The 26,797-nt window shown below is 46.7% G+C and carries 23 protein-coding genes; 13 read left to right on the forward strand and 10 right to left on the reverse strand.

Going from position 1 to position 26,797, the window contains the following annotated elements:
- The first annotated feature begins 27 nt into the window (after nucleotides 1-27).
- Nucleotides 28-936 carry a bile acid:sodium symporter family protein gene (locus tag ACHKAR_RS06695; protein WP_395416692.1) on the forward strand — a complete coding sequence of 303 codons (909 nt, stop codon included), beginning with the start codon at nucleotides 28-30 and terminating at the stop codon, nucleotides 934-936.
- Nucleotides 933-1,979 (forward strand): 1-acyl-sn-glycerol-3-phosphate acyltransferase, encoded by a 1,047-nt coding sequence (locus ACHKAR_RS06700; RefSeq protein WP_395416693.1) that lies wholly within the window; start codon nucleotides 933-935, stop codon nucleotides 1,977-1,979. Before ACHKAR_RS06695 ends, ACHKAR_RS06700 begins: the two co-directional genes overlap by 4 nt.
- On the opposite strand, the gene ACHKAR_RS06705 is transcribed toward ACHKAR_RS06700, so the two are convergent.
- The 5 genes from ACHKAR_RS06705 to ACHKAR_RS06725 all read right to left on the reverse strand — a co-directional run bounded on the left by ACHKAR_RS06705 (nucleotide 1,976) and on the right by ACHKAR_RS06725 (nucleotide 8,236).
- Nucleotides 1,976-2,827: a toxin-antitoxin system YwqK family antitoxin gene (locus ACHKAR_RS06705; protein WP_395416694.1), complete on the reverse strand. Its 852-nt coding sequence runs from the start codon at nucleotides 2,825-2,827 to the stop codon at nucleotides 1,976-1,978. The two genes, ACHKAR_RS06700 and ACHKAR_RS06705, sit on opposite strands and share 4 nt — an antisense overlap.
- A 48-nt stretch (nucleotides 2,828-2,875) precedes the next feature.
- A complete protein-coding gene (locus tag ACHKAR_RS06710; protein ID WP_395416695.1) occupies nucleotides 2,876-5,425 on the reverse strand; it encodes a M14 family zinc carboxypeptidase in 2,550 nt (849 codons plus the stop codon).
- 1 nt (nucleotide 5,426) lies between these two features.
- Nucleotides 5,427-6,290 carry an aldose 1-epimerase family protein gene (locus ACHKAR_RS06715; protein WP_395416696.1) on the reverse strand — a complete coding sequence of 288 codons (864 nt, stop codon included), beginning with the start codon at nucleotides 6,288-6,290 and terminating at the stop codon, nucleotides 5,427-5,429.
- 132 nt (nucleotides 6,291-6,422) lie between these two features.
- A complete protein-coding gene (locus ACHKAR_RS06720; protein WP_395416697.1) occupies nucleotides 6,423-7,286 on the reverse strand; it encodes a M57 family metalloprotease in 864 nt (287 codons plus the stop codon).
- 110 nt (nucleotides 7,287-7,396) lie between these two features.
- Nucleotides 7,397-8,236 (reverse strand): M57 family metalloprotease, encoded by an 840-nt coding sequence (locus ACHKAR_RS06725; RefSeq protein WP_395416698.1) that lies wholly within the window; start codon nucleotides 8,234-8,236, stop codon nucleotides 7,397-7,399.
- Between the two features lie 254 nt (nucleotides 8,237-8,490).
- On the opposite strand from ACHKAR_RS06725, the gene ACHKAR_RS06730 reads away from it, so the two are divergent.
- Entirely contained in the window at nucleotides 8,491-11,094 is a 2,604-nt protein-coding gene (locus ACHKAR_RS06730; protein ID WP_395416699.1) for a S8 family serine peptidase, read from the forward strand.
- Between the two features lie 90 nt (nucleotides 11,095-11,184).
- Here ACHKAR_RS06730 and htpG read toward each other — a convergent pair whose 3' ends face one another.
- Both htpG and ACHKAR_RS06740 read right to left on the reverse strand, forming a co-directional pair.
- A complete protein-coding gene (gene htpG / locus ACHKAR_RS06735) occupies nucleotides 11,185-13,077 on the reverse strand; it encodes a molecular chaperone HtpG (protein WP_395416700.1) in 1,893 nt (630 codons plus the stop codon).
- 164 nt (nucleotides 13,078-13,241) lie between these two features.
- Nucleotides 13,242-13,730, reverse strand: coding sequence for a DUF4293 domain-containing protein (locus tag ACHKAR_RS06740; protein WP_395416701.1), 489 nt, complete (start codon nucleotides 13,728-13,730; stop codon nucleotides 13,242-13,244).
- A 97-nt stretch (nucleotides 13,731-13,827) separates the two neighbouring features.
- Here ACHKAR_RS06740 and truA point away from each other — a divergent pair, with 97 nt between their 5' ends.
- From truA to ACHKAR_RS06755, 3 genes are read left to right on the forward strand one after another with little or no spacing between them, the layout of a single operon-like run.
- Nucleotides 13,828-14,577 (forward strand): tRNA pseudouridine(38-40) synthase TruA, encoded by a 750-nt coding sequence (truA, locus tag ACHKAR_RS06745; RefSeq protein WP_395416702.1) that lies wholly within the window; start codon nucleotides 13,828-13,830, stop codon nucleotides 14,575-14,577.
- Between the two features lie 3 nt (nucleotides 14,578-14,580).
- A complete protein-coding gene (locus ACHKAR_RS06750; RefSeq protein ID WP_159584092.1) occupies nucleotides 14,581-16,347 on the forward strand; it encodes an ABC transporter ATP-binding protein in 1,767 nt (588 codons plus the stop codon).
- Nucleotides 16,344-16,883, forward strand: coding sequence for a hypothetical protein (locus tag ACHKAR_RS06755; RefSeq protein WP_395416703.1), 540 nt, complete (start codon nucleotides 16,344-16,346; stop codon nucleotides 16,881-16,883). The genes ACHKAR_RS06750 and ACHKAR_RS06755 overlap by 4 nt, the downstream gene beginning before the upstream one ends.
- Before the next feature lies 1 nt (nucleotide 16,884).
- On the opposite strand, the gene ACHKAR_RS06760 is transcribed toward ACHKAR_RS06755, so the two are convergent.
- Nucleotides 16,885-18,681: an ABC transporter ATP-binding protein gene (locus tag ACHKAR_RS06760; RefSeq protein WP_395416704.1), complete on the reverse strand. Its 1,797-nt coding sequence runs from the start codon at nucleotides 18,679-18,681 to the stop codon at nucleotides 16,885-16,887.
- A 122-nt stretch (nucleotides 18,682-18,803) separates the two neighbouring features.
- On the opposite strand from ACHKAR_RS06760, the gene ACHKAR_RS06765 reads away from it, so the two are divergent.
- The 7 genes from ACHKAR_RS06765 (at nucleotide 18,804) to coaE (ending at nucleotide 23,925) form a co-directional block, all read left to right on the forward strand.
- Nucleotides 18,804-19,901, forward strand: a complete 1,098-nt coding sequence (locus ACHKAR_RS06765; protein WP_159584086.1) for a Glu/Leu/Phe/Val dehydrogenase dimerization domain-containing protein — start codon at nucleotides 18,804-18,806, stop codon at nucleotides 19,899-19,901.
- A gap of 14 nt (nucleotides 19,902-19,915) precedes the next feature.
- Nucleotides 19,916-21,085 carry a transcription antitermination factor NusB gene (gene nusB / locus ACHKAR_RS06770; protein ID WP_395416705.1) on the forward strand — a complete coding sequence of 390 codons (1,170 nt, stop codon included), beginning with the start codon at nucleotides 19,916-19,918 and terminating at the stop codon, nucleotides 21,083-21,085.
- Between the two features lie 12 nt (nucleotides 21,086-21,097).
- Nucleotides 21,098-21,394, forward strand: a complete 297-nt coding sequence (locus ACHKAR_RS06775) for a YtxH domain-containing protein (RefSeq protein WP_159584082.1) — start codon at nucleotides 21,098-21,100, stop codon at nucleotides 21,392-21,394.
- A 128-nt stretch (nucleotides 21,395-21,522) separates the two neighbouring features.
- The gene (locus tag ACHKAR_RS06780; protein WP_395416706.1) at nucleotides 21,523-22,050 is read left to right on the forward strand and encodes a DUF1573 domain-containing protein; all 528 of its coding nucleotides are present in this window, start codon (nucleotides 21,523-21,525) and stop codon (nucleotides 22,048-22,050) included.
- Nucleotides 22,051-22,066: 16 nt separating this feature from the next.
- Nucleotides 22,067-22,375, forward strand: a complete 309-nt coding sequence (gene yajC / locus ACHKAR_RS06785; protein WP_159584078.1) for a preprotein translocase subunit YajC — start codon at nucleotides 22,067-22,069, stop codon at nucleotides 22,373-22,375.
- Between the two features lie 25 nt (nucleotides 22,376-22,400).
- The gene (locus ACHKAR_RS06790; protein WP_159584076.1) at nucleotides 22,401-23,330 is read left to right on the forward strand and encodes a YbbR-like domain-containing protein; all 930 of its coding nucleotides are present in this window, start codon (nucleotides 22,401-22,403) and stop codon (nucleotides 23,328-23,330) included.
- Nucleotides 23,317-23,925: a dephospho-CoA kinase gene (gene coaE, locus ACHKAR_RS06795; protein WP_395416707.1), complete on the forward strand. Its 609-nt coding sequence runs from the start codon at nucleotides 23,317-23,319 to the stop codon at nucleotides 23,923-23,925. Before ACHKAR_RS06790 ends, coaE begins: the two co-directional genes overlap by 14 nt.
- Here coaE and ACHKAR_RS06800 read toward each other — a convergent pair.
- On the reverse strand, nucleotides 23,902-24,156 hold the full coding sequence (locus ACHKAR_RS06800; RefSeq protein WP_159584072.1) for a hypothetical protein: 255 nt from the start codon (nucleotides 24,154-24,156) through the stop codon (nucleotides 23,902-23,904). The two genes, coaE and ACHKAR_RS06800, sit on opposite strands and share 24 nt — an antisense overlap.
- A 21-nt stretch (nucleotides 24,157-24,177) precedes the next feature.
- Nucleotides 24,178-26,685 carry a WG repeat-containing protein gene (locus ACHKAR_RS06805; protein WP_395416708.1) on the reverse strand — a complete coding sequence of 836 codons (2,508 nt, stop codon included), beginning with the start codon at nucleotides 26,683-26,685 and terminating at the stop codon, nucleotides 24,178-24,180.
- Between the last annotated feature and the right edge of the window lie 112 nt (nucleotides 26,686-26,797).

The raw sequence follows: 26,797 nt of genomic DNA on the forward strand, positions 1-26,797 counted from the left end.
AAAACCATTATCTTTCGAGGCTGAAATATGGAATCAATAGACAACATCACCCTCAACTTCTCAGACCAAAACATTTTTATCCTCAACCTCAGTTTAGGGTTTATCATGTTTGGTGTGGCACTAAAACTAACTCCTGCTGATTTTAAAATGGTGCTGGCACAGCCGCTGGGCACCCTGGCCGGAGTGCTTTCACAGTTCATCATCCTGCCTTTTCTCACGTTTGTGCTGGTATGGATCCTGGAGCCGCACCCCACTTTTGCCCTGGGAATGATGATGGTGGCGGCCTGCCCTGGTGGCAACATCTCCAACTTCTTCTCCGCCCTGGCGCGTGGCAATATCGCCCTTTCAGTCAGCCTTACAGCTATTTCCAGCATTTTAGCCATCTTCATGACCCCCATCAACCTGTCTTTTTGGGCCAGTATGTATGCACCCACTGCCACGCTACTCACTGAGGTGAGTCTCGACTTTTGGGATGTCTTCAAAACCATTGTTACCATTTTGGGGATTCCGATTGTACTGGGCATGAGCTTTCGACACAAGTACCCTAAGACCGCTGAGAAACTTCACCCGTACATGCATTTTGGGTCCATCGTTATTTTCGCAGCGATCGTCATCCTGGCTTTTTCTGCCAACCTGGACATCTTCCTCAATTACATTTATCTGGTGGTCTTTCTGGTCTTTCTTCACAATGCCATCGCCCTCATTTCCGGATATCAGTTGGGGAGAATTTTCGGGCTGCCAGAGGCCGACCGACGCTCTCTGGCCATAGAAACCGGCATTCAAAATTCAGGACTCGGATTACTCCTTATATTTGCGTTTTTTCAGGGCCTGGGTGGCATGGCCATTGTCGCCGCCTGGTGGGGCATCTGGCACATACTGTCAGGCTTGTCCCTGGCTTATTGGTGGAACTATAGGGTAGCAGTAGCATTAAAATGAGAGCACACTGGTTTTATTATTTAGTAAAGATTGCGAGTTGGATTGGGTTAAAATTATTCTTTGGCGGGGTAAAAATCTATGGCGCTAAAAACATCCCCAGGGATGCAGCGCTAATCTTCACCCCCAACCATCAGGGTGCCTTCATGGATGCGGTGCTGGTGGGTACATTCAACAGAGTGCCGGTCTCTTTTCTCACCCGATCTGATGTGTTTAACAAATGGTCCATGCCCTTTTTGAAGGCGCTGAACATGATGCCGATCTATCGCATTAGGGATGGAATTGCCAGTCTTTCTCAAAACGATGCAGTTTTTGACACCTGCTTCAGGATGCTCTCTGAGAAACGTGCGATCCTCATTTTCCCGGAAGGAAATCATGGAATAGAGTACTATCTGAGACCTCTCTCCAAAGGAACTGCACGACTGGCGCTGGATGCGCGGGCGCAGGTGGATCCCAATACCAAAATATACATCATCCCTACGGGCGTCAACTATTTTTCCCACTACCATCCACTGGCGAAAGTACTGATCAAGTTTGGTGAGCCCATCGAGCTGGAGGACTACATGACACAGTACCACGAGCATAAGCAAAAGGGATACAATCAGCTGAAGCAAGACCTGGCTGAGGCGATGAAAAAGACCCTGATTCTGGCTGAAGATGGAGCGGACTATACCCAGAAAAGAGACTGGATTTTCCAACCCAAACATGAGCATCTGTCATTTGATGAGCTAAAGGCCATGGCCGAGGGGGATCACTTTGAAGCACGTGAGCCAATGAAAAAAGGGCCTGTGCGAAAGGCGCTTATCTGGATATTATCCATATTCAATCTGCCTCCGATGCTGGGCCTCAGCAAAATCATCCGTGGCATCAAAGATCACGTGTTTTACGTCTCCATCAAGTACATGGTAGGGTCGTTCCTCCACATCTTATGGTGGTCGTTTCTCTTTGCCGCTGGTGTTATATGGATTGGCTGGGAGGCAGGACTTCTGTTTGCCTTTACGGCCATTATGGTGGCCATGGCGCGTCAGTCGCTCATCAAATTCTAGTTGACCCTTGCCTCGTATTTTTTGCGGTCATAGATGATATGCCCCTCCCTGTCCCACTCTTTGGTGATGACGGGTTTGGCTTTCTTATCAAAGGCCTCCAACGGGTAAGTCACTTCTCTTTTCACGCGCTCATTGTCATAATATTCGCGCCAGACACCTACCCGGTGGTCAAACTGATAATGACCCACCACTGCAAGCTTCCCATTAGGATGGTAAGCGTAGTACTCCCCTTCTCTTTCGCCAAAATGCACCGGGATCATTTCCTTAAGCTGCGTACGATCAAAGTCATAGTAGGCCAGAAGTGACTCTTTTGGCCACCCCTTCCAGTAAATTTCCTTTTCTTGCAGGATATCGTGTCTATTGTATCTAACCCATCGGCCGTGCTTCATTCCCTTGTAGAAGTAGCCCTCCTCAATCACCTGATCACCCATCTTCTTTTCGTAATGGCCATGCAGCACCCCTGCATTCTCACGCTTCACACGTAGTGAATTCACGATCTTCTTTTTCTTAAAATCATACCAGTAGAAGTCCCGGGCATATGGATCAGGACCTTCATAGTCTTTGTCTTTGAGGTAGTAAAAAAGCTCCACCACGGTTCGGTCGCCAAAGCCCTGCTTGGCAAAACCACGCTTGGCTTTGATCTTATAATAGATTTTAGGGTTTTTCTTCTTTTCCTTCTTCTTGGTCTCGGCCTTATCCAGCGGATCTTTCTCCAGATCGGCTTTCATATCCAGAGTCAGTGGAGTTTCGTAATTCACTTTGAAAAGCTCATCGATGGACTCGCCATCTTGCCCCATCAAGGCAAAGGCCATAAAAAAGAATACAAGTAGCGATAATATTTTCTTCATTTCGGGATACTTCTTGCTCACTTCAACGATCAAACCTACCAAAAAATTTCATTCTTCTGCCGCTCCGCTGCTGATGGTTTGTCCAAAGAAAAGTGCATTCAGAAAAAGCTTATTGGTTCCGTACCAAAAGGCTCTGAAATTGGGGTTGTCAGCAAAGGTGATAATCCGCCCCTTTCTCAGTGCTGAAATGGTCACTGCCGGAGTAGCAGAGATTTGCTTCAATCTTTCATCAGAAATATAGCCACTTAGCAGCGGGGTATCCAGGTAGACTATAGGATAAGCATATGGATTTGATGCTTTTTTCATCATAAGGCTATGGTCTCTAAAAAGCGGAATTTGAGCAGATTCGAGTCCGTAGCTGAGGGGGTGCCCCAGATCCACACGGGCCTCAAAAATAGCTCCGCCAACCACCTGTGCTCCACGATTTTGATCCAGCTCCAGGTACTTTTTGTAGCCTGTGGTATCCGGTACGGCCTTCGCATACTGGACTTTGGACATTTCCTTATCCGACAGCCATTTACCTCCTCGTTTCCATGACACTATTACTCCACCTCTTGTGACCCATTGTTTCAGGTTTTCCACTCCCGTGTCAGTTATGGCACGGTAATTACCATCTGTCATCACGATTCTATTGTATCGGCTCAGATCGGTCCGGTTGAGCGCTTCTACTGGCAAAAGGGTCACCTGCATATCCATTCGCTGGTCCAGCAAATGCCATACCTCCCCGGCCTCATTACTATCCACGCCATCTCCAACCAGTACAGCTACCTTCGGCATGGTCAACACTTCGGCCTGCCTGGTGCCCAGATCCGATCCTCCAATGGCTAAGCCGGTATTAAGCCCATAAACATTGATGCCATCCAGTACGGCAATCTCCTGAATAATCGCTTCTATGATATCCCTTTTGTCACGCTGCACGCCCACAGGAATAACAATAGATCCCCGGGCATATGATCGGTCGCGATCTGTGTGTATGGAATGATTCACTTCTGTGACAATTCCCGCCTTTAACAACCGCATGATCGCCCTTGGAGTATAGTATCCATTGGGCTCAAACAGGTAAGCATAGTCTGAACTACCAACGACCCGTCCCTTAGGAAACTGAGGCGTGGCAATCACCTCACCCAACTGGGTCTGCACGTAATCCCTGGCGCCGAGCTCATCATACTTGAGGTTGAAAGCCAGGGGCAGCGTCCAGGTAGACACGTCATAGAACAGGCTGTCCTGAAATGAAGTGCGGGTCTCAAATAGTGCCTTGATCAGCCGGTACTGTGGCTGATTAGTGGGGATCACGTAGCTACCAGTGCTGTATGCCTGTGTTCCTTTTTTAATGTTTTTTTCTACAGGATAAATGAGGATATCGTGCCGATGGAGTACTTCCATTAGATGAAATGCCCTGGCAGGGTCACCCTCGGAGCCAAAAATATAGGCCTTTACCGGGTCAGCTCCCGCCAGCTTTATCGACTCCTGGTAGAAAAGACTCTGGTGTTTGAGCAGGTCCGCTCGCAGATCGTTGGCTGCTTTGAGGGTGGACAATGATGTGACAAAATGATTCCTGATGGCCTCAGGAAATCCTATGCTCCCGAACTGATTCTCCTGCAGATGGCCTCTGGCACTGGCCTGCTCAAACAATATACCCACTGCTCCATTCATATCCGGATATGTGGATCCCTTGCCTACATAAAAATCATCAAATCCCTCCTTGGAGTAGTATAGTGAACCAACGCTATCCAGCGCGGCGGCATGGTATTGTGCGATTTTTTCTGTCAGGGTAACATTGTTCTGAGGAGTCAGGGGATACTTCCGGGAGGGTACACCCGGCTGAAAAAAGAAGGTACTATTACTCCCCATCTCGTGATGGTCTGTAAGAATGTTAGGTTTCCACCGATGATAGAGAGAGAGCCTGCCCTTTGACTCGGGGTGCTGCACAGGCATCCAGTCTCTGTTCAGATCAAACCAGTAATGATTGGTACGTCCTCCAGGCCAGGCCTCGTCAAATTCCCTTGAGCTGGGATCAGACACCAAATTGGCAGATTTATGCATGTTCACCCAGGTGGAAAATCGCTGAAGCCCATCCGGGTTAAATGAGGGATCGAGTAAGATGACCGTTTCAGAAAGGAGGCGGTCCACCCATGGGCCCTGAGCTGCTGCCAGGTAGTAGGCGGCCAACAAAGCAGCATTGGAGCCACTAGCCTCATTGCCATGGACACTGTAGCCCATATAATGGACGAGTTTTGAGTCATCACTGGGGGAGCCTTTTGTATTCGCCAGCTGAACATGCTCGGAGCGAATGGCCTCAAGATTCAGATGGTTTTCAGGGCTGGTGATTACTAGTACCATCAGTGGTCTGTGCTCATAGCTGTGGCCGTATTCCTGTAAGGCGATGCGATCAGATACCCGTGCCAGTTCGCGCATGTATGAGACCAACTGGTCGTGACTCACATGCCATTCCCCCACCTCATAACCCAATATTTCTTCCGGTGTGGGGATCGCCAAATCATAGCTTACGTTTTGCGGGAGGTAGTCTTCGATGGGTGTCTGTCCCAGCGTAATCCAGGCCAGGAAAAGAAGCACCAATGACAATATTAATTTCTTCATACTAATGAATTTCCATGGTGTAATGGCAGCTAAAAATGGCAGAAGCCTCCAGTTTCCTGATCCCTTCTTTGGCGCTTAGCTCTCCCGAGTGATTCCCATAGTCAGCCAACCCATACCAGGGCTCTATACACACAAAGGGGGATTCCTGGCTTTTCGACCAAATCCCCAGGTAGGGAAATCCTTCGAAATGAAAAGTCAGCCATTTCTGAGAGAGACTGGACAGGCTAACCCGGGTAGAATTGAGCTGCTTAAAGACGAGCGCATCTTTGTCAAAAAGATGATCTGTAATATGAAGACGTTGCCCATCCAGCTCAATGGCTTCCTTCTTGCCTGTAAATAACCCCCCATCAAGCCTGTGTGTAAATAAAGTTTCTTGCTGATCAAACTCCAGCCAGTAGTCGGAACGAAACTCCTCCGGATTAAGAGGGCAATCGAAGGCCGGGTGTCCACCAATGGAAAAGTACATGACTTGTTTTCCTTTATTTTTTACTTCATAGGTGGTTCGCAAAGAGTGCCCCTCCAACTGGTAGATGATCCTTAATTCAAATTTGAAAGGGTATTTCTTCAAAGTATTTGAATCCGCATCCAGCTGAAAAATAATTTGATCTGAAGTGTGTTCTACAATTTCAAAATCCAAATCCCGTGCGAATCCATGCTGTCCCATCTCATAGGTTTTACCCTCATGCCGATACTGATCCTTTTTCAACTTGCCCACAAAAGGAAAAAGCACAGGAGCATGCCGTCCCCAATATTTGGTTCGAGCCTGCCAGATATATTCCCGGCCGGTGGCATTATGTGTCAAACTCGTGATCTCTGCTCCCCTTACATTAAAAGTCGCTTTGAGGTGATTGTTTGAAATCTTCATTCACTAAAAATAAAAAAAGGTAGCTTCTTGAGCGCTATTTTAAGGGTTTATCTCAAAAGTATCACTAGCCCTCAAATCCATAAAAAAAGGCACCCCTGAGGGTGCCTTTTTCTTTACACTATGTTTTTTCTATTAATAGAGGTAATTAAGTGCTGTTCTATCGTCGTTGTTAAAAGGTCTGTCACCACCATCTGTACAGGCCAGCATCCATGACTTAGCAGAAGCGGTAGCTCCAGTGGGCGTGCCAGGGATGTGGTTGGCACCTACTCCACCATCACCTTCATTGGAGGTTCCTCCTCCACAAGAGATGCTTCTGTCAAAATAATCTGTATGACGGAAACCAACACAGTGGCCCATCTCGTGCGCAATAATGGTAGCAATACCAGCAGTACTCAAGCCATAAGAAGACTCCAGCACACCACTCATTTTGATTTCTCCGTAAGGATCACCGGAAGCTGTTGGGAATCCGGCAGATCCCAAAACACCTCTTCGCTCATCTCCCTTGCTCAGTCTGGTCATTACGATGTCCGCATTGCTAGACGAAGTGACCCTTTGAAAAGAAATCTCCAGGTTTTGAGCATTGTAGCGAGAAATGGCCAAATCCAAGCCCGCGATCATTCCGGGGCTATAGCCCGAACCGCCACCTTTTTTGCCTTTTCCACCTCCAGAGCTTGCCTCCGGTGCGTAAACCGTGATCACTCTGTTACCACCAGTAGTCACCAGGTTGTTAGTGCTGTACTGCTCTTCTACAGGTACACGCACTCCCGCTTTCATTCTAGCCAAATCAGCGTCAGTCAAATAAATATCTCCTTCTACCAAATAACCCTCTTCAAAAATCAGGGGAGCCTGGTCGGTGACGTCAAATCCAAGGTCGGTCAATCTGGCCATTACTTCAGGTGAAACAGTTTCTTCTTTCATCACTTGATCGGACTCACATGCAAAGAATGTTGCGCTTGCAAGAAGCATACATGCTGTGAAATAATTGAGTTTCTTCATTGTTGTAAGATTTAAGTGTTTAAAATAAGTAAAATCAGCCAGTTGGAATAGCTATAAAACGGAAAGGACATCCTTTTGAGATGTCCTTCCAATATGTCATACTAAAAATATCAATACAGGTAATTAAGTGCTGTTCTATCGTCATTGTTGAAAGGTCTGTCACCTCCATCTGTACAGGCAAGCATCCAGGACTTGGCAGCTGCTGTAGCGCCAGTAGGTGTGCCAGGGATATGGTTGGCACCTACAGTTGAAGCACCTTCATTGGAAGTACCTCCACCACATGAAATACTTCGATCAAAGTAATCTGTGTGACGGAAACCTATGCAGTGACCCATTTCGTGAGCGATGATGGTAGCGATACCTGCAGTGCTCAGACCGTAAGAAGACTCCAAAATACCACTCATTTTGATTTCGCCGTAAGGATCGCCTGAAGAAGTAGGAAACCCAGCTGAGCCAAGGATACCTTGACGCTCTTCTCCCTTTTTAAGTCTCGTCATCACAATGTCAGCATTGCTTGAAGAAGTCACTCTCTGAAAAGAGATGGCCAGGTTCTGAGCATTGTAACGAGAGATGGCCAAATCCAAGCCAGCGATCATTCCAGAGCTATAACCATTTCTTCCGCCCTCAGGAGCGTACATGGTGATGGTTCTTGATCCGCCAGTAGATACCAGATTGTTGGTACTGTACTGCTCTTCTACGGCCAGTCTTGAACCTTCATTTAAAGAAGCAAGATCAGCTGCAGGGATGTAGATATCTCCCTCTACCAGATAACCGTCATCGAATTTGATGGGTGCTTGTTGTGTTACATCAAATCCAGCATTGGTTAGGGCCGCAAGTACTGATTCAGAAACTTCATCCTGAGTAACCACAGCATCGTTCTGCTGCTCACAAGAAACAAATAGCACGCTCACTGCCAGAGTAAACACCGCTAGGTAATTAGTTTTTCTCATTGTGTAAATAAGTTTGAATTAGGTTTGAAAGATTCTTGAAACCTCTTCAAGAATTCCCCTAAAGTATCCAAAAAGTTTATTTGAGCAAAATATTCTTTCGAATTAGAATGTATTCATGAATTTATGTTCTTTTACAAAATATAATTCCGTCAAAAAATAGAATTTTGTCCAAAAATTCTGTCGCGCGATGACTTTGTCGAGATAAACCCTCAAAACAAGCCCTCAGAGCCGAATTACCTCGCAAATCTGGCCGGATGCTCACTCACATTATCTTAATTATATTCGCTGCTATGAAGTGGCTGTTTTGGGTGCTTTTGGTCTCCCTGATGTGTGTGAATACTGTTTTGGCTCAGTCCAAGCTCTCTCCTAAACTGATGGGAGAGTCTCAGAGGCGCGCGCACCTCAGCACCATGGATACATTTACAATAGCAGTGCAGAACCGGCCTCTTTTTGTGAGGCAATATGGGGATCAGGTGAAGATCCTTACCTGGCATTCGGCTTCATCCACGCTCACTTTCTATGCCACTCAAAGTCTCATCTTCGGTGAATTGATAGAGGACGAAAATATTCTCTTCATTGATGCACCCAATCAGCCCAGGGAAGAATCGGTATTGGATGTGCCGAACTTTCAATACAACAGAATCCGAAAAGCACAACATCAATATCCCGACAACAGCGGCAGCGGTCTCAGGCTGTCGCTCAAAGAGCGAAAATTTGATGAAGCAGATATCGACCTGACTGGCAAGACCTTTAGCATAGGTCTGGAAGCTGAAGACGTGTCGCAACATGCCACCGACATGGCTACAATCATCCTGGGTGCAGGCAACACTTCTCCTTTTTATAAAGGGATTGCTCCGGGGGCCCTGGTGGCCTCCTCAGACTTTAACAACCTGCTTCCCGATGATGAAACGTTACTGACTGAGAATGGCATTTATCTTCAAAATCACTCCTATGGAGTAGGCATTGAAAACTATTATGGGGTAGAAGCCTACGCCTATGATCGGTCCATCTTTTCCGAACCTGAAATCGTGCATGTATTTTCGGCGGGTAATGCGGGAACCTCCAGCTCTGAAGATGGTACTTACAGCGGCCTCTCTTTTGCCAATCTCACTGGTACATTTAAGCAAGCCAAAAACACACTGATCGTAAGCGCTGTAGATACCAGTCTGGCCATAAGCCCCTACAACTCCAGAGGGCCTGCCTTTGACGGACGTATCAAGCCTGAGTTGACGGCCTATGGTGGTGGGGGCACCTCAGATGCTGCAGCGATTGTCTCGGGTATTGTAACATTGCTTCAGGAATCCTTTCAAAAAAAGACCCTGCACTTGCCTTCTTCGGCTTTAATCAAAGCAGTGCTCATAGCTGGTGCTGATGATATAGGGCCTGAGGGGATTGATTTCTACTCCGGATATGGTAGTGCAAATGCCTCCAAATCGCTACAAATTCTGGAAAGCGGCTGGCACGATGAAGTGGTTGTCACCAAAGGAGAGAATACCACATTGGAAATAGAAATCCCCACAGGTGTAAAACAAATCAAACTGGCAGTCAGCTGGGTGGACCCGGCTGCTGAACTTAATGTCACCCGGGCCTTGATCAACGATGTGGACGCCCAACTCTCTCTTAGTGGTGCTACCTGGCTGCCATGGGTGCTCAATCATAGTCCCTCGGAGGCCGCGCTGAATGAACCTCCCCAAAGAGCAATGGATCACCTGAACAATGTAGAATTCATCTCTCTGGAGTCTCCAGGGCCCGGAACCTATCAGCTGGAATTATCCGGCGCAAATCTTAGTTCGGCCAGTCAGGAAGTTTCTGTCGCCTGGTATTTCGAAATGGCCGACACGTTTGAGTGGGACTTTCCAACCTCCAGTGATATTCTGGCTGCCAATACTGCTGAATGGCTCAGCTGGAATTCAACTTTCAATGCCAACGAAGGCCTGATGGCTTATCAGCTGAACGATGGGGGGTGGGTGGACATTGGCACGGTGAAGCTGAATGAGCCCTTCAGGTGGGCAACTCCAAAAATCTCTGCCGCGGCCCGGCTGAAAATGACCGTGGGCGTCAACGAGTTTGTTTCCAACTATTTTTCCATATCCGAATTACCAAGGGTGTCTGTAGCATTTAATTGCGAAGAAACTTTTGGGCTTCAGTGGCCCCAAATCGAGGCAGCACAGTCTTATGAAGTGTATGAGATGGGGGCCACTTCCCTCGACCTGATCGGGACAACAACAGACACTATCTATACCATCGAGAAGTCTGCCAGTGTATATTATTCAGTAGCTCCGGTGATCGGCAATGCCGGTGGTTTGCGGAGCCAGGCACTCAATTACACATTTCAGGGGACCTTTTGCTATTTCAATTTCTTTGCGGCAGAGCGTGCAAATGAAGAAACCGTACGGATCACACTCAACCTGAGCACGTCGGCCAACATAGAGCACGTGGAAGTGCTCAAATCCGTGAATGCTTCCGAGGAATTATTGACCGATATTGTACCCGAGGGGCAAACTTCTTTTGTGCTTTCAGACCCTGATTTGGATCCTGGCCTCATGACTTATCAGGCGATATTGTATTTCAAAGACGGAACTACCTTAAGGTCGGACGAGAGCTCACTTTATATAGAGATTCCCGGGAAGCTGCTCCTGTTCCCAAATCCCGCGACCGACCCCTATATCAACCTGCTGTCCTCTGGCACTGGTCAACTCCTACAGATCACAGACGACCAGGGCAAATTGGTGCTGGAAAAGAAACTGGAAGAGTCCTTTGAATACATCATCGTGCAGGACTTTCGGGAGGGCCTGTACCTCTACAGACTTCTGGAAGGGAAAAAAGTAGTGGATACAGGAAAATTTATCAAATACTAGCAATAAAAAAGCTGTCCCGAAATGTAATCCGCGACTGGAATTAGCCGGGATTTATTCAGGACAGCTTTCTGATTCTACCTAGGCAGCAATTTATTTTACGGCCAGCTCCACACTCCTGTTGATGAAGTTGGTCAGGTTTTTACCACTCAGCATCCCCTGTGAGAGGAGCGCCCAGTCATAAGCTTGCTTGGCCAGCGCAACCTGATCTTCTTCACTTTCGGCTTCTACAATCTTGCGGGTAAACGCATGGTTGGCATTCACCGATACCGCAAGGTTGAGCGGCATCTCACCGAACATCATTGGGCCTCCACCGCCCTGCGCCTGCATGTCTCTCATCCTTCGGATAAACTCAGGCAGGGTGATCGTCACTGGCATGTCATCGGTGGCCATAGGCTCCACGGTCACATTGTTTTTATCATCCCCGATGGCTTTCTTGAAGGCCGCCGATACTTTCTCTTTTTCAGCATCAGATAGTACAGATTCCTTTTTCTCATCTTTATCGATGAGTTTGTCTATCACGTCCGCATCCACCCGCTTGAGGGTAACGCCTTCATATTTCTGCTCCACGTGGTTGATAAAGTGGCTGTCCACCGGTCCGTCCAGTACCAGCACATCATAGCTTCGCTTCTTCGCAGTTTCGAGGTAGCTGTGCTGCTTTTCTTCATCCGTGGTATAAAGGAAAACCACACTCTTGTCCTTATTGGTCTGGTTAGTGGCTACCTCTGTTTTGTACTCCTCTATGTTGAAGAACTTGCCTTCCACGTTTTTCACCAAAGTGAAATCCTTGGCTTTTTCTTCAAATTTCTCCTCGGAGATCATTCCGTATTTCACGAAAACACCGATATCACTCCATTTTTGCTCATAGCTAGGTCTGTCTTTTTTGAACAAGTCACCAAGCTTATCTGCTACTTTTTTGGTAATGTACCCGTTGATCTTCTTCACGTTGCTATCTGACTGCAGATAGCTACGAGATACGTTTAGCGGGATGTCCGGAGAGTCAATCACCCCATGGAGCAACTGCAAAAAGTCCGGCACAATGTCCTTCACCTCATCGGTGATAAACACCTGACGAGAGTATAGCTGGATCTTATTTCGCTGCACCTCGAAATCCTTTTTCAATTTTGGGAAATAGAGGATTCCGGTAAGGTTGAAAGGATAGTCCACATTCAAATGAATCCAGAATAGTGGCTCTTCTGAAAAAGGATACAGCTCCTTGTAGAATTCGAGATAATCTTCATCCTTCAGTTCGCTTGGTGACTTGGCCCAGAGCGGCTCAGGATTGTTGATAATGTTATCTTCCTTGACGGTTTTCCATTTTTTCTTGCCGTCTTTGTCCTCTCCATCCTCTACTTGTCTGTCCTTTTGTCCGAATCGGATCGGTACAGGCAAAAATTTGGAGTATTTGTCCAGAATCCCCTGGATTCTGTGTTCTTCTAAAAATTCCTCTGAGTCATCAGCAATGTGCAGGATAATGTCTGTGCCGCGTTCCTTTTTCTTGCTGGTTTTGATCTCAAACTCTGTGTTTCCATCGCACAGCCAGGCGGCGGGCTCTGCGCCTTCCTGATAAGAGAGTGTCTGGATTTCCACCTGCTTAGCCACCATGAATGCTGAGTAAAAACCCAACCCAAAATGACCAATGATCTGCTGCTCATCGCCCTTGTCTTTGTATTTCTCCACAAACTCTGTGGCGCCAGAAAAGGCAATCTGGTTGATGTACTTCTTGATTTCATCGGCAGTCATACCGATCCCTTTGTCAGAAATCGTGATCGTTTTTTTCTTTTTGTCAACGCTGACATCAATGGTCAGGTCTCCAAGCTCACCTTTGTATTCTCCCAGGGAAGCCAATCTCTTGATCTTCTGGGTGGCGTCTACGGCGTTGGAGGTCAGCTCGCGTAGGAATATCTCATGATCGGAGTATAAAAACTTCTTGATGATCGGGAAGATATTCTCCGTGTGGATTGAAATAGTACCTTTCTCTTGCATATCGTTATTGTAATTTTTTTAATTCTGAGAGTCCTTGAAATCAAATACTATTCCAGAGGCTAAACACTGTCAAGATGGCAGAACGTTGACAGCTCCAGGTGACCTGGCTCCAAACAAAAAATCCGTCTGAAGACGGATTTGGAATGTTACTATGTCGTGAAATATTATCTGATCCTATCAGCACTTCTCACCAGCTTCTCATCCTTACGAATAAAGCGGTTGGCCAAAGAGTTGAACAAAAGCGCTGCAGCGATAATATAAAAGCCAATTTCAAAGTTGCCTACCGTATTCGGATTCAGCATTTGGTCACCCTTGGTGGAGTAGTAATATGTCATACCAAGGCAGCCCCCCATGATCAGGGAATTCAGCGCACCGAGCTTCATCTGTCTCAGTCTGGCTTTGTATTGAAAAATAGAAAACAAGGCAATACCAGCCGCTAAAACAGCCAGCGCCGAAATCCAAAAAGTATCCACAGAAGCCATCACTGTAGGTTCCCCAGCCTCATCATAAGAGGAGTACACCATTTTAAAAGCATTGAGGGTCACTTTCTCCTGGGCGTCAAGATCCAGTTTGTTCCAGATAGGTAAAAAAAGTACGGTCACCATGATAGCGGCTACCAGAAACAAAAAGATAGATTGGATTCTTTGAATCATAATTTCTAATATTTCCCGCAAAAATGCCGATACCTCCCCACAAAGCCAATCGAATCCTTACAAATTCTTTACAAGGTAAAGTCTTACTTTTGCAGCCATGAGATATTTCCTGGACATTTCATATCGCGGCACGGCATTTCATGGATGGCAAATACAGCCGAATGCTCATACTGTGCAGGAAGAAATCAACCGGGCGCTGAGCATCATCTTACAGCAGGACATCAGCTGTCTGGGCAGCGGCCGAACGGACACTGGCGTGCATGCCCTCCAGCAAATTGCACACTTTGATGCCGAGCTTTCTGATTCGCTGGATCAACTTCAGTACCGACTGAACGGATTACTCCCGGCTGAGGTCAGCATCAACTCCATCCGGCCGGTAAAACCGGAAGCACATGCGCGCTTTGATGCCGTACGGCGCACTTATCATTATCATCTGCACCGTCAGAAAGATCCCTTCAAAACGGGGGTCTCCTATTTTTTTTCAAGAAGCCTGGAAGCCGCGCCCATCCAGGAGGCCATTGGCTTGATGAAGAATTGGAAGAACTTTCAGGCTTTCAGCAAGGTTCATACTGATGTCAATCATTTTGATTGTGATATTTACGAGATAAACTGGCAAGAAACCAACGAGGGTTACGTATTTTCCGTAAGTGCCAATAGATTTTTGAGAGGCATGATCAGGGCCATGGTGGGCACATTGCTCGAAGTAGGGCAGGGCAGACTTAACCAGACAGACCTTAAGAACATATTAGAAAGCGGTGAAAGATCACGCGCAGGGCGGGCTGTGCCTGCCGAGGGGCTTTTCCTTACTGAAGTAAAATACCCCGAATCCATATACCTAGACATTTAAGCATTGGAGAAAGAAAAGACGATTAGTGGGAATATATTGGATTTGCAGATATTGAGGAGACTCTTTGTCTTCGCAAAACCCTATCAAAAGCAATTTTATCTGGTGGTGTTTCTCACCATTGCCCTGGCGGTGCTCACACCTTTGCGTCCGTGGATCATCCAGTATACCATAGACAATGACGTGGCAATCGGAAACTACAACGGCCTGGTATTTTGGGTCATTGTACTGATTGTGCTGCTCGTTGCTCAGGCCATTGTACAGTACTTTCACACCTATATGTCTGGATGGCTGGGGCAGTACATCATCAAGGATATACGGGTTAAACTTTTCAACCACCTCCAAAACCTTCGTCTTCGTTTTTTTGATAAAACGCCCATCGGCCGACTGGTCACCAGAAGTGTAAGTGATATCGAAACCCTCTCAGAAGTATTCAGTACGGGTATTGCAGGCATCATTGCCGACATCCTCCAGTTGCTCGTCATCCTGGTGTTTATGTTTGCTCTGAGCTGGCAACTCACGCTCGTCAGCCTGGCCCTATTGCCGATTCTCCTCTTTGCCACTTATGTTTTCAAGGAAAAAGTGAAGGTATCTTTCAATGAAGTGCGAACTGCCGTTTCCAACCTTAACGCTTTTGTGCAGGAGCACATTACCGGGATGAACATTGTGCAGATTTTCAATGCGGAGAAGAGAGAGCTGGAAAAATTCAAAGAAATCAACCGCGAGCACCGCAAAGCCAATATCAAAGGGGTCTTTTATTATGCCACCTATTTCCCGGTGGCAGAAATCATTCAGGCCGGAGGTATCGGACTCATCGTGTGGTACGGGGCGGGCAGTGTCATCCAGGAGCAACTGACCCTCGGGGTGCTCATTGCCTTCATCATGTACATTCAGATGTTTTTCAGACCTATCCGAATGATTGCGGATCGGTTCAATACCCTGCAGATGGGGATAGTGGCCTCCAACAGGATTCTGGATCTCATGGATAGCAAGGAGTACATAGAAGACAATGGAAGCCACCACCCGGAAGACATAGAAGGCACCGTGAAATTTGAAAATGTCTGGTTTGCCTATAACGATGAAGACTGGGTCTTGAAAGACATCAATTTTGAGGTGCAAAAAGGCGAGGCGTTGGCGCTGGTGGGAGCTACAGGTGCGGGCAAGTCATCGGTGATCAATCTACTCACCCGGTTTTATGAGATCAACAAAGGAACGATCGCCATTGATGAGACCAATATCCGTGAGTTTGAACTGGGAAATCTCAGAAATCACATTGCGGTGGTGCTGCAGGATGTGTTCCTGTTTTCTGACACCATCTACAATAACATCACCCTGCGCAATCCTGACATCACCCTGGAAAAGGTGAAAGAAGCGGCTGAGCTGGTGGGCGCCAAGTCATTCATCGAACGCCTTCCAGGTGGATTTGACTACAATGTCATGGAACGTGGCGCCACCCTTTCGGTAGGCCAGCGACAATTAATTTCATTTGTACGCGCCATGGTATATGATCCGAAAATCATCGTGCTGGATGAGGCTACCAGCTCTGTGGATACAGAGACCGAAGAGCTCATCCAGGAGGCCATACAGAAGCTGATGAAAGGCCGGACGTCCATCGTGATAGCCCACAGGCTCTCTACCATCCAAAACGCTGATAAAATCCTGGTGCTGGATAAAGGAGAGATTGTAGAAGAAGGAACCCACGAAACTCTGCTTGAATTAGACGGCTTTTATACGCAACTTCACCAAATGCAGTACAAAGAAGTAGTATCATGAATGTGACCCTGACCAGGTATTTCTATCTGAGCCTAATCATTTTATTTCTCACCATCATTATCGGTTCCGTGTATTATATGCTGGGCGGTTTTGAAGAGGTAAAAGTGTATAAGCTAGACCCCATCAACCGAACTGTGGCTGGCAAAATGTTTGTCACCCACTATACCGACCAGGCTCCGATAGACTTTGGCACCAAATGTAGGGAAATGGTTGCCAATGGCGACATAGACGGAACACTTACCATCATTACTTTTCAAAACGACACACTGCCAAAAAATAAGATCGCCAGGTTTATAGGCATTAGTTTGGCCGCAGAGATGTCAGAGATTCCTGAGAATTTCGAAGTGCGTCAATTTCAATCAACCTCACGCTATGCGGTGTTTCTCAGCATGCACGTGCTGGTACAGCCAAGGCCGCATAAAATTGAGGCGATGCTTCATGCAAAGGCACAGGAAGAAGGCGATGAACTTGATGATTTCTTTATGGAGATCCGTTTTCCGGACAATTCACTAACTGTGGAAGGCTGGGCCAGGTAGATCAGATTTCCAGCTTTTCCTCAGATTCACTGACCAGCTGCTTGTCATGCAGCTCTCTGTAGGCGCCTCCTCGTGCAAGAAGTTCTTCATGAGTGCCACTTTCCAGTACTACCCCGTCATCCAGCATAATCACTTTATCAGCCAGCTTGGCAGACGATACCCTGTGAGAAATAATCACAGAAGTACGCCCCTTCATGATTCGGGCCATGGCGTTCAGGATGGCATTCTCTGTTTTGGTATCCACCGCAGAGAGGGCATCATCCAAAATCAGAATTTTGGGTTCCCTGGCGATAGCCCTGGCAATAGACACCCTTTGCTTTTGTCCTCCGGAAAGAGTGATCCCTCGCTCGCCCACTCTGGTGTCAAAGCCATTGGGGAAACGGTCAATGTTTTCCAGCAAATCCGCATCAGCAGCAGCTTTGTGAACATCCGCTGTCTCCATGGAGTCAGCCCCAAAAGCAATATTTTCAGCAATGGTATCCGAAAACAGGAAAACGTCCTGTGGTACATATCCTATCTGGCTCCTGACAGAGTCAAGGGAGTATTTTCGAATGTCCTCTCCATCTATGGTCAGAGTGCCATCCGTAGTGTCGTACATCCTACAGATAAGGTTAGCAATGGTGCTTTTGCCAGATCCCGTGGTACCAATAATGGCCAATGACTGACCCGGACTGATCTCAAAGGATACATGCTTCAGGGCGGTGATACCCGAGTCGGGGTAGTTGAAAGAAACATCTTCAAACCGGATGTGGCCTTCAATTTCTCTGGAAAGATTCTCTGTGGAAACAATCTCGCTCTTGGTATTCAAAAACTCATTGATCCTGCGCTGAGAAGCTGCGGCCCGCTGTATAATACTGGTGATCCATCCCAGAGAAGCCACCGGCCAGGTGAGCATATTCACGTAAATAATAAACTCAGCGATCACTCCGGTACTGATGGAGCCATTGAAAACCTCCACTGATCCGATGTACACCGTCAGGATCACACTCAGACCAATCAGCCCCATGATGAGGGGGAAAAACAGCGCCTGCACATTGGCCAGCTTCAGCGATTTGTCTTTGTAATTTTCGCTCGCTTTATCAAACTCCTGATCCATGTCGCGCTCACGCACAAATGCCTTCACCACCCGGATACCTGAAAAAGCCTCCTGTACATAGGTCGAAAGGTCTGACAAACTCTTCTGAATCTCTTCAGACCGCTTGTCGATGATATTATTGACAAAATAAATACTCAGTGACAGCAGCGGTAGTGGAATCAACGAATAAAGTGTGAGCCTTGGGTTGATGGAAAACATAAAGGGGATCACCATAGCAAAAAGGGTGAACAGACTGATTCCGTACATGATGGCCGGCCCCACATACATTCTCACTTTACTCACATCCTCTGAAATACGTGCCATCAGGTCACCCGTGTTGTTTCTTCGGTAGAAACTCAGCGGTAGCGACTGATAATGCTCATAAATTTCATTTTTCAGGTCATACTCGATATGCCGAGACATCACAATGATGGTCTGACGCATAAAAAACATGAACACACCTTTGAGGAGCGCCGAGATCAAAATGAGCAGACCGAGTATAAAAATACTGGACGCAAACACGTCATACGTCTCAGACTGGAGCTCAAAACCACTAAAGGCTTTAAAAATATCATAGCTGCGCTGGAGCAGATCAAAAGAATATCTGACTACCACGGCAGGCACAATGCCAAATAAGTTGGAGACAATGATGAAAATTGTCCCAAGAATCAAATGCCATTTGTATTTTCGGAAGTATTTATTGAGATGAGCTAAGTCTTTCACTAGGAATAAAACGGTGAGTACACCAAATGGTTATTTACTTAAAAACAACTAATTTTGAGGCCCCATAATTCCGGGTGCTCCGTTTTTTAGTCGGGGCAACAAAAGTAGCTAAAACAACAAGAATGATAGATACCCAGCCCCAAGTAAAAAACAGTGAGATTTTCAGCACAATGGCTCGAATGGAACACGAGCAGCTTGTGTTTTGCCACGATGAAGTATTAGGCCTGAAAGCCATCATAGCGGTGCACAATACCGTACTCGGCCCTGCCATGGGCGGCACACGAATGTGGAATTATCAGTCAGAAGAGGAAGCCGTAAAGGATGCCCTGAGACTTTCGCGTGGGATGACTTTCAAAAATGCCATCGCCGGACTGAATATCGGGGGAGGAAAAGCCGTAATTATCGGGGACGCCAAGAAAATCAAAACTGAGGCCCTGATGCGCAGGTTTGGCAAGTTTGTGCACAGCCTGAATGGAAAATACTGGACCGCAGAAGATGTGAACATGAGTGCCCGCGACATGGAGTATATCCGTATGGAAACCCCGTATGTCACTGGTATCCCAGAGAGCATGGGTGGATCAGGAGACCCCAGCCCCGTGACGGCTTATGGTGTATACATAGGCATGAAAGCCAGTGCCAAAAAGGCCTATGGATCTGATAACCTGAAGGGCAAGAAAATAGTGGTGCAAGGTGCCGGAAATGTGGGCACCTACCTCATTGAGCACCTCCTCAAGGAAGAAGCCACAGTATTCGTCTCCGACATTTTCGAAGACAAACTTGCTGCGGTGACCAAGAAATTTAACGTGTCGGTAGTAGATCCCAAGGACCTCTACACCATGGACATGGACATCTATGCGCCATGTGCCCTGGGTGCCACACTGAATGATATCACCATCCCTCAACTCAAATGTGCCATAGTAGCCGGAGCGGCCAATAACCAACTGGACGAAGAGGATCAACACGCCGAAATGCTGAAAAGCAGGGGGATTATTTATGCTCCTGATTTCCTGATTAATTCGGGAGGGATAACCAACGTATATTACGAACAACAAGGCAACTACAACCGACAGAGAGTCTACGAACAGACAGAGCGGATTTATGAAGTTTGCCAGGAAGTACTCGAATACGCTGAAAATAACGAAACAACAACACACCAGGCAGCTTTGCAACTAGCCCTCAACCGGATCAAGGATGTAGGGAAAGTAAAGCTCGCTTACTAAAATAAAGTCAATATATGCTTAATCGTAGGATTCTTCGTGTCAAAGCCATGCAGGCACTTTACAGTTATTTCACGGCACAGGAATCGCTGAAAGATGTAGTCAGAGAAAGACTGGAAAGTCAGTTTTACCCGGACCCGGCCAAGGATGACTTTGCCGAATCAGATAAGTTCACTGCTCGTCGAAAGACAGCGGCGCGCCTTTTCACTGAAAACCTCCAGCACAGATCTGTGACTGAAGAGACCGAAGAAGATGTGAAAGATGCCGCTGAGAGAAGCATAGAGGCTTACCATACAGAGCTCAGAAAGGAGCAAAGAAATATTCGCAACGTCATGATCAATGACATTGCGGATATTCATAAGCTTTATTTCAAGCTGGTGGCTCTCCCTCTGGAGTTTGCCCATCAAGAAAAGCTGGAGAAGGATAAGAAGGAAAAAGCCCACATTCACAAAGAGAGTGCATGGAGGTGGCACTTCATTCAAAATCCGGTCATCGATGCGCTTACCAAGCACGAACCCTTCACCAAAGGGCTGATCGACCTGAAAATCTCCTGGGACGAGGATGCGGATCAGATCAGAACCTGGTACAAGGACATTCTGAAAGCAGACCCTGTTTTGATCGAATACCAAACCAAGGAGCAGCCGACGGACGATGAGCATAAAGAAGCCATTCTGCATCTCTTCAAAAAAATCATTTTCAAAAATGAGTCCATCAATGAGTTCTTGTCAGAGTCTGACCTTCGCTGGACCGAAAACAAGGCGGTGCTCAAGAGCCTCGTCGTGAAGACTTTTCAGGATTATGAAAAAGACCTGGATCCATCCTATGAGATGAAAGAAGTCATCACCAACAAAGAAGATGACATGGAATTCTTTGAGGTTCTTTTTGACGAAACACTCAAGAAGAGCAAGGAATGGGATGATTTGATTGTGAAAAAAGTGAAAAACTGGGACATCTCCAGAGTGGCTCTGATGGATAGAATTATCCTGAAAATGGCCCTTACGGAAATGATGCAGTTTCACAGCATTCCAGTGAAAGTGACCATCAACGAGTTCATAGAAATATCCAAGTTGTACAGCACCCCGAAAAGCAAACAATTTGTGAACGGCATTTTGGATGTATTGGCAAACGAACTAACTTCGGATGGCGTTATAAGAAAAAGTGGTCGTGGACTTATCGACAACAAATAAATTCAGAATAATATGAGCAGTCGAGGAAATTCATTTTTTGCATTCATCTTAGGAGCCATCACAGGAGGTGTTCTGGGTGTTCTTTTTGCCCCAGACAAAGGCACCAATACCAGAGATAAACTTACCTATCGTCTGGACAAGTATAAGAAGCGGCTTGAAGAGATCGTGGAAGATCTGGTAGAAGGTGCAGACATGGTGGAAAACGAAGCAAAGTCAGAAGGTGAAAAAATCGTGAAGGACGCCAAGGTAAAAGCCGAAAAGCTTCTGGATGACGTCAACGGACTCATCGATCAGATCAAAACCAAATAATCAAGTGGCTAAAGACCCAGGTTTAGGGGTCATCGTTAACAAATCATTAGGAATTATTAGGGCCTGAAAATCCTTATTGTTCTTTAAGTTTGTAATGATTTTAGCAATAAAAACTAAGTTTTATTATTATGAAAAGACATACCATTAACATTTTACTCGTTGCCATATTGGGCGTAGTAGCACTGAGCTGTGGCAACAAAGAATTGGAATCGAGAATCGCCAAGCTGGAAGGAAAAATTGCAGAATTGGAATCTAAAGGCTCTCCTGCCCGTCCTGCAGCCAACCCAGCTCCGGAAGCTGCCGAGCCTGAGGTAAAACCAGAAGGTCCACTACCTGCTATCGAGTTTGCTGAAGAAGACCACGACTTTGGTACCATCAAAGAAGGTGAGATCGTTGAGCACATGTTCAAATTCAAAAACACCGGAGATGCTCCTTTGATCATTTCTTCTGCTACAGCTTCATGTGGTTGTACTGTACCAGTTTGGCCTAAAGAGCCTATTGCAGTAGGTGAGGAAGCAGAAATTCAGGTAAGGTTCAACAGTATAGGCAAGCCAGGTATCCAGAACAAAACGGTAACCATTACGGCCAATACCTATCCTAAAATCAACAGGGTAAAGATCAAAGCGAACGTAACCAAAGAGGCTAATCCCTCATAATCTCGAATAAACTGAAATGATAAAAGCACTTTTACTCCAGGTAGATGCTGGAGGTACCAATTATACGCAATTCATCATGCTGGCGGGCATGATAGCTATTTTCTATTTTTTCTTCATCAGACCTCAGCAAAAAAAGCAAAAGGATCAGAAGAAGTTTATAGAGGCTGTTAAAAAAGGAGATCAGGTAATCACAGTAGGTGGGATTCACGGAAAAATTGTTTCTGTAGAAGATACCACTGTTACCCTGGATGTGGATAAAGGCAATAAGCTGACCATTGAAAAGTCATCCATCTCTCTCGATGCCAGCAAAAGATTGGCACAATAAACAAGTATATAAAATATACCAATAAGTGTTAAAGGCATTCAACAACTGGAAGGTAGTCCTGCTCTCAATCATTGGGGCGACTACCTTTTGGTTTTTTAATGCCCTGAACAAAGATTACGACGCAAGGATCAGCTACCCCATAGAGTTCCAGTTTGACCGGGACAGTGTAGTGATCATGCAACCACTCCCCACTACTTTGTCCATAGATGTATCCAGCGGAGGGTGGAATCTTCTTAGAAAAACCTTTTGGTTCAATGTCACGCCTATCCAGATCGTACTGGAAAACCCTACGGAAATAGGATTTTACACCCGCAATTCGCTCATGCCGATTGTGTCTGATCAGCTCGACGAGCTCAAAATCAACTACCTGGCCACTGACACGATCTACATCAACATCGAAAGAAAGCGACAGAAAAAAGTGGCGCTCTTTATCGATTCCCTGGGTATAGACCTGGCAGAAAATCACCGGATCACCTCACCCATTTCTCTTGCCCCGGATAGCGTCATCCTGGTAGGACCACAGAGTTTCTACGATACGCTGGGTACATCCCACCAGGTCTGGATAGAAAGCCGTGGAATCAGTAGCAATTTTAATCGGGAGATCGATGTGAAACTAAAGGGTGGCAGACTCACCTCCAGTATTCCTGATCAGGTTAGAATTCAGTTTCAGGTTGATAAATTCGAGCGACGAAGTATTCAAATTCCCATCGAAAAGGAAAATTTCCCTGAGGATTCATCCGTGGTACTCTCCACCGATTTTGTGCAGATTTTCTATACCATACAGCAATCAAAAGAAGAGGACTACAGCACCCGCGATTTTGCCATCACGGCGGACCTCCACATGCTGGATCGGGCTGACTCCACTGTACTCGCCATCCTGGTTTACCAACCGGAGGAAGCCATGGATATAGATGTGATCCCAGAGAACATAAAAGTGATTCATGTCCGGAAATAGACCCGCTCTCGTTGGTATTACTGGCGGGATAGGGGCAGGAAAAAGCACAGTAGCCCGCATATTCAAGACCCTCGGAATTCCTGTGTATGATGCAGACAGCCGCGCCAAGTGGCTCATGAACAATGATCGGGAATTAAAGGAAGGCATTGTGTCCTTATTCGGGACTGAAGCCTATGATCACCAGCAAATCAATCGAACCCACATTGCCCGGCTGGCCTTTTCTGATCAGTCTCTACTATCAAGCCTGAATGCCCTGGTACATCCGGCAGTAGCCAAAGATTTTGACCAATGGGCTGGAAAGCAAGCCACTCCGTATGTCCTGAAAGAAGCTGCTCTGCTTTTCGAATCGGGATCGTACCAATCGCTGAGTGCCATAATCACGGTGACTGCAGACGAATCTCTGAGGATGCGTCGCGTACTCAAAAGAGATGCCCATAGAACCGAACAGGATGTGAAAAAAATGATGGCCGCCCAATGGGCAGAAGATAAAAAAGCAGCACGCTCTCAATACATCATCACCAATGATGAAAGTAAGGCTGTCATCCCTCAGGTCTTAAAAATACATGCGCAATTATTGAGTAAGATCTCTGGGTAATTTGATCTGATCTGCATAAAAATTCATCCTCTTGGACCGCACATCCAAGGGCTCTATCCGATCCACACGATCCTCGCTGTTGTTGTAAAATACCTCCACATATACCCTGTCCAGCAGGTACAAATTGATTTTGTGCCGATAATATCTGATGGAAGTAATCAACTGTCCATTAAAGTAAAGCCACTTGGCCCTTTCAGGGAATGAAAGTCCGAGAAAACGATTTTTGGTCATGCATTTAAGTTACTAAAGAATTTACTGATCACAGTAAATCCGCTCATATTCTTCCGGGCGAAAGGCCTGAGACCGAATGGGCTCACCGGCCAGGTCAAAATAAGTTACCACGAAAAAGGCTGCCGTTTTAAGATGTTGCTCAGCAAAAAACAAAGGAGCCTCCTCTGTTCCTAGGTTGAGAATGTCATTGTATTGCATAGGAAGCAAAATGCCCCTGGTATCGGTCATCAACCCATGGCCGTCTTCTCCCACCACGATGGCCAAAGACTGACCATCCACCGAAAACCATGGACGCACCGACCGAATGGCATCCAGTACCACTTCATTTTCAAAGGTCCTAAGCGACCAGATGGTCCCTGACCGCACCCAGCAGGTGGTATCATTCCACTTCAAAAGCTGATCAAATTCAGCCGGAAGCATCCATTTATTGGCCCCATTCACCAGCCCCACTTTGCCCCCTTTTTTAACCTCATAGTACTGACCGAATGTCTGGATTCGCATCTCATACTCAGAGGGCAGGAGTACGCCATTGTTCAGATCCAGGCATCCGATCTTTCCATCTTGCAAGAGAAAAACGAGGCCATTCTTTTCATCAATCACTTCATATTTGAAAGGAAGGACTTCCTTGCCTTTGGTATTCATGAGGCCTATCTTTTTTCCCTTTTTCACACGAAACAATGAATCCGTCAGCAGAGCCACTTCGTCCAGTTGTGTTTCCAGAATCACCTCTCCTGAGGCACCAATCACTGATTGTTTTTTGGCCTGACTCAGTAGCAGATAGCTCGCCTTTGATTCCCGTGCCTGCGACCCAATGACCCTAATGGCATCACCTGCGCCCAACGTCCTTGTTAAACCATTCTGAAACAAAAGCTGACCCTGATCTCCTCTTTGTACATAGGCAGCATGCTGCAATAGCAGTTTGACCGAATCGAGACCCGTCAGCAGATCCACCGACTCCTGACCTAGGCGTGAGAGCAACATCCAGGCATCCGGCTTTCTGAGAGCCAGCCACCCATCGTTTACCTCGATTTCAGCAAATATGGGTGCTTTCCTCTTGTGAAATTCATCCAGGAGGTAATACCCCTCGGAATCCTTCACATACCAAAACGAACCGTCAAAATAGATCTGGTGAGCCGCCAAAGGCACCAATACCTCCAGGTTCCGGCCAATTAAACTTTCCTGATCTTCCCGAAACACCTGCACCAGACTATCACCAATCATTTCATAGTCATCATATACAAATGACAATCCGGAAGAGATTCCCTGTGCCACCTCGCTCACGTCAGAAATAGCAAAAAGGCCGTCCGATTCAAATAGGATGAATGATCCCTGAGAGGCAATAGAAGTATAGCCAGGCTTGGCCAAAAGATAACCGCCAGGCGTAATCAACCCCCACTCATAATTATGTTTAAAAGCGATCCATCCATTGGACAGTTCTTGTGCATCATCAACAGTCAATCCTGAAATTTGATAGCCCGAACTGTGGTACAAAAACCCTTCGCCATCACGATACACAATCCTGACAGCTGCGCTGATCTCTTTAATGTCCTCAACGTCAGAGACAATCACCTGCCCCAACCTATTGACCACAGCAGTTGTCTTGTCTGCCCGCACCTGCAGCCAATCGCTGGTGATACCCCCGCATATATAGTCTTCAGAAATCTCATGATAAGCAGGCGGGATAATGGTTACTCCCTTCAGATCCATTAGTCCAAATTTATTCCCTTCCAAAAATGGCAACAGAAGCCTATCCTGCAGACTAGCGATGCTCCGTAATGAATCAGGTTGCGGATGCAAACTCGTGAGCCGTTGAAGGGAGTCAGGAGCGCCCAGGTAATACAGCATGTCCACTGCTTTTTTTCTCAGGTGGGAGGCCGGATAAGTCTTCACAAACCAGCTGTAATCCGACCACTGATTCAGAATGGTACGCCGCTCAAAAATGATCTCCTCTGCCATTTTCCGAAAGGGGGTATCCGGATGATCCTCCAAAAACTTGATGTAGCTCCCCAGCTTATCATCTTTGGTATAGTCTTTAAAAATTAAGGACTGGTACCTGCTGCGTGCGTCCGGCACAAAGGTGGATTGTGGATATTCCTCAAAAAATCGCTCATAAGCCTGCCAGGTGTCCTGCTCAGAAGCCTGTCCAAACGCCAGGCTATCACGCATGAAAATGGCCCTTCCCTTCTTTACTGCCTCAGGGAATTTCGCCAGGTATTGTTCAAAAGCCGCAATTGACATCTCGCTCTCCGTCCGTGCAAAAGCAGCCAATTCTACCTGCTGTCTTTGGGCTACAAATCTTGAGGAATCCAACCCGGCCTCCATGAGTTCCTCCCTGGCCTCCTCAGTCGCCACCGCCAGATCAGACAATGCATTGGTGATGTAGGCATATGCTGAATCCACCTGATAAAGGTGATACCTCTCCTCCAAAAAAAGGAGCGACATATAGTATCTGGATCCGGGATTCACACGCTCCTTCTCCAGGGATTTACGCGCCACCTTTTCGGCTTTTTCGTAATCCCCCTTTTCCATCAGTTTTTGGAGTTTTTCCAAAGGACCAGCCCAAAGAGTTGCCCCAAAATGAGCCGTCAATAAAACAATAATTAAAATTTTCTTCGCCATCTTTCTATGCTGCCAGCTGCGC

The sequence above is a fragment of the Marinoscillum luteum genome (assembly GCF_044005705.1).
Lineage (GTDB): Bacteria > Bacteroidota > Bacteroidia > Cytophagales > Cyclobacteriaceae > Marinoscillum > Marinoscillum luteum.

Coding starts and splice junctions, on each gene's coding strand:
- ACHKAR_RS06695 (WP_395416692.1), top strand. CDS start 28: ATGGAATCAATAGACAACATCACCCTCAACTTCTCAGACCAAAACATT.
- ACHKAR_RS06700 (WP_395416693.1), top strand. CDS start 933: ATGAGAGCACACTGGTTTTATTATTTAGTAAAGATTGCGAGTTGGATT.
- ACHKAR_RS06705 (WP_395416694.1), bottom strand. CDS start 2,827: ATGAAGAAAATATTATCGCTACTTGTATTCTTTTTTATGGCCTTTGCC.
- ACHKAR_RS06710 (WP_395416695.1), bottom strand. CDS start 5,425: ATGAAGAAATTAATATTGTCATTGGTGCTTCTTTTCCTGGCCTGGATT.
- ACHKAR_RS06715 (WP_395416696.1), bottom strand. CDS start 6,290: ATGAAGATTTCAAACAATCACCTCAAAGCGACTTTTAATGTAAGGGGA.
- ACHKAR_RS06720 (WP_395416697.1), bottom strand. CDS start 7,286: ATGAAGAAACTCAATTATTTCACAGCATGTATGCTTCTTGCAAGCGCA.
- ACHKAR_RS06725 (WP_395416698.1), bottom strand. CDS start 8,236: ATGAGAAAAACTAATTACCTAGCGGTGTTTACTCTGGCAGTGAGCGTG.
- ACHKAR_RS06730 (WP_395416699.1), top strand. CDS start 8,491: ATGCTCACTCACATTATCTTAATTATATTCGCTGCTATGAAGTGGCTG.
- htpG (WP_395416700.1), bottom strand. CDS start 13,077: ATGCAAGAGAAAGGTACTATTTCAATCCACACGGAGAATATCTTCCCG.
- ACHKAR_RS06740 (WP_395416701.1), bottom strand. CDS start 13,730: ATGATTCAAAGAATCCAATCTATCTTTTTGTTTCTGGTAGCCGCTATC.
- truA (WP_395416702.1), top strand. CDS start 13,828: ATGAGATATTTCCTGGACATTTCATATCGCGGCACGGCATTTCATGGA.
- ACHKAR_RS06755 (WP_395416703.1), top strand. CDS start 16,344: ATGAATGTGACCCTGACCAGGTATTTCTATCTGAGCCTAATCATTTTA.
- ACHKAR_RS06765 (WP_159584086.1), top strand. CDS start 18,804: ATGATAGATACCCAGCCCCAAGTAAAAAACAGTGAGATTTTCAGCACA.
- nusB (WP_395416705.1), top strand. CDS start 19,916: ATGCTTAATCGTAGGATTCTTCGTGTCAAAGCCATGCAGGCACTTTAC.
- ACHKAR_RS06775 (WP_159584082.1), top strand. CDS start 21,098: ATGAGCAGTCGAGGAAATTCATTTTTTGCATTCATCTTAGGAGCCATC.
- ACHKAR_RS06780 (WP_395416706.1), top strand. CDS start 21,523: ATGAAAAGACATACCATTAACATTTTACTCGTTGCCATATTGGGCGTA.
- yajC (WP_159584078.1), top strand. CDS start 22,067: ATGATAAAAGCACTTTTACTCCAGGTAGATGCTGGAGGTACCAATTAT.
- coaE (WP_395416707.1), top strand. CDS start 23,317: ATGTCCGGAAATAGACCCGCTCTCGTTGGTATTACTGGCGGGATAGGG.
- ACHKAR_RS06800 (WP_159584072.1), bottom strand. CDS start 24,156: ATGACCAAAAATCGTTTTCTCGGACTTTCATTCCCTGAAAGGGCCAAG.
- ACHKAR_RS06805 (WP_395416708.1), bottom strand. CDS start 26,685: ATGGAAAAGGGGGATTACGAAAAAGCCGAAAAGGTGGCGCGTAAATCC.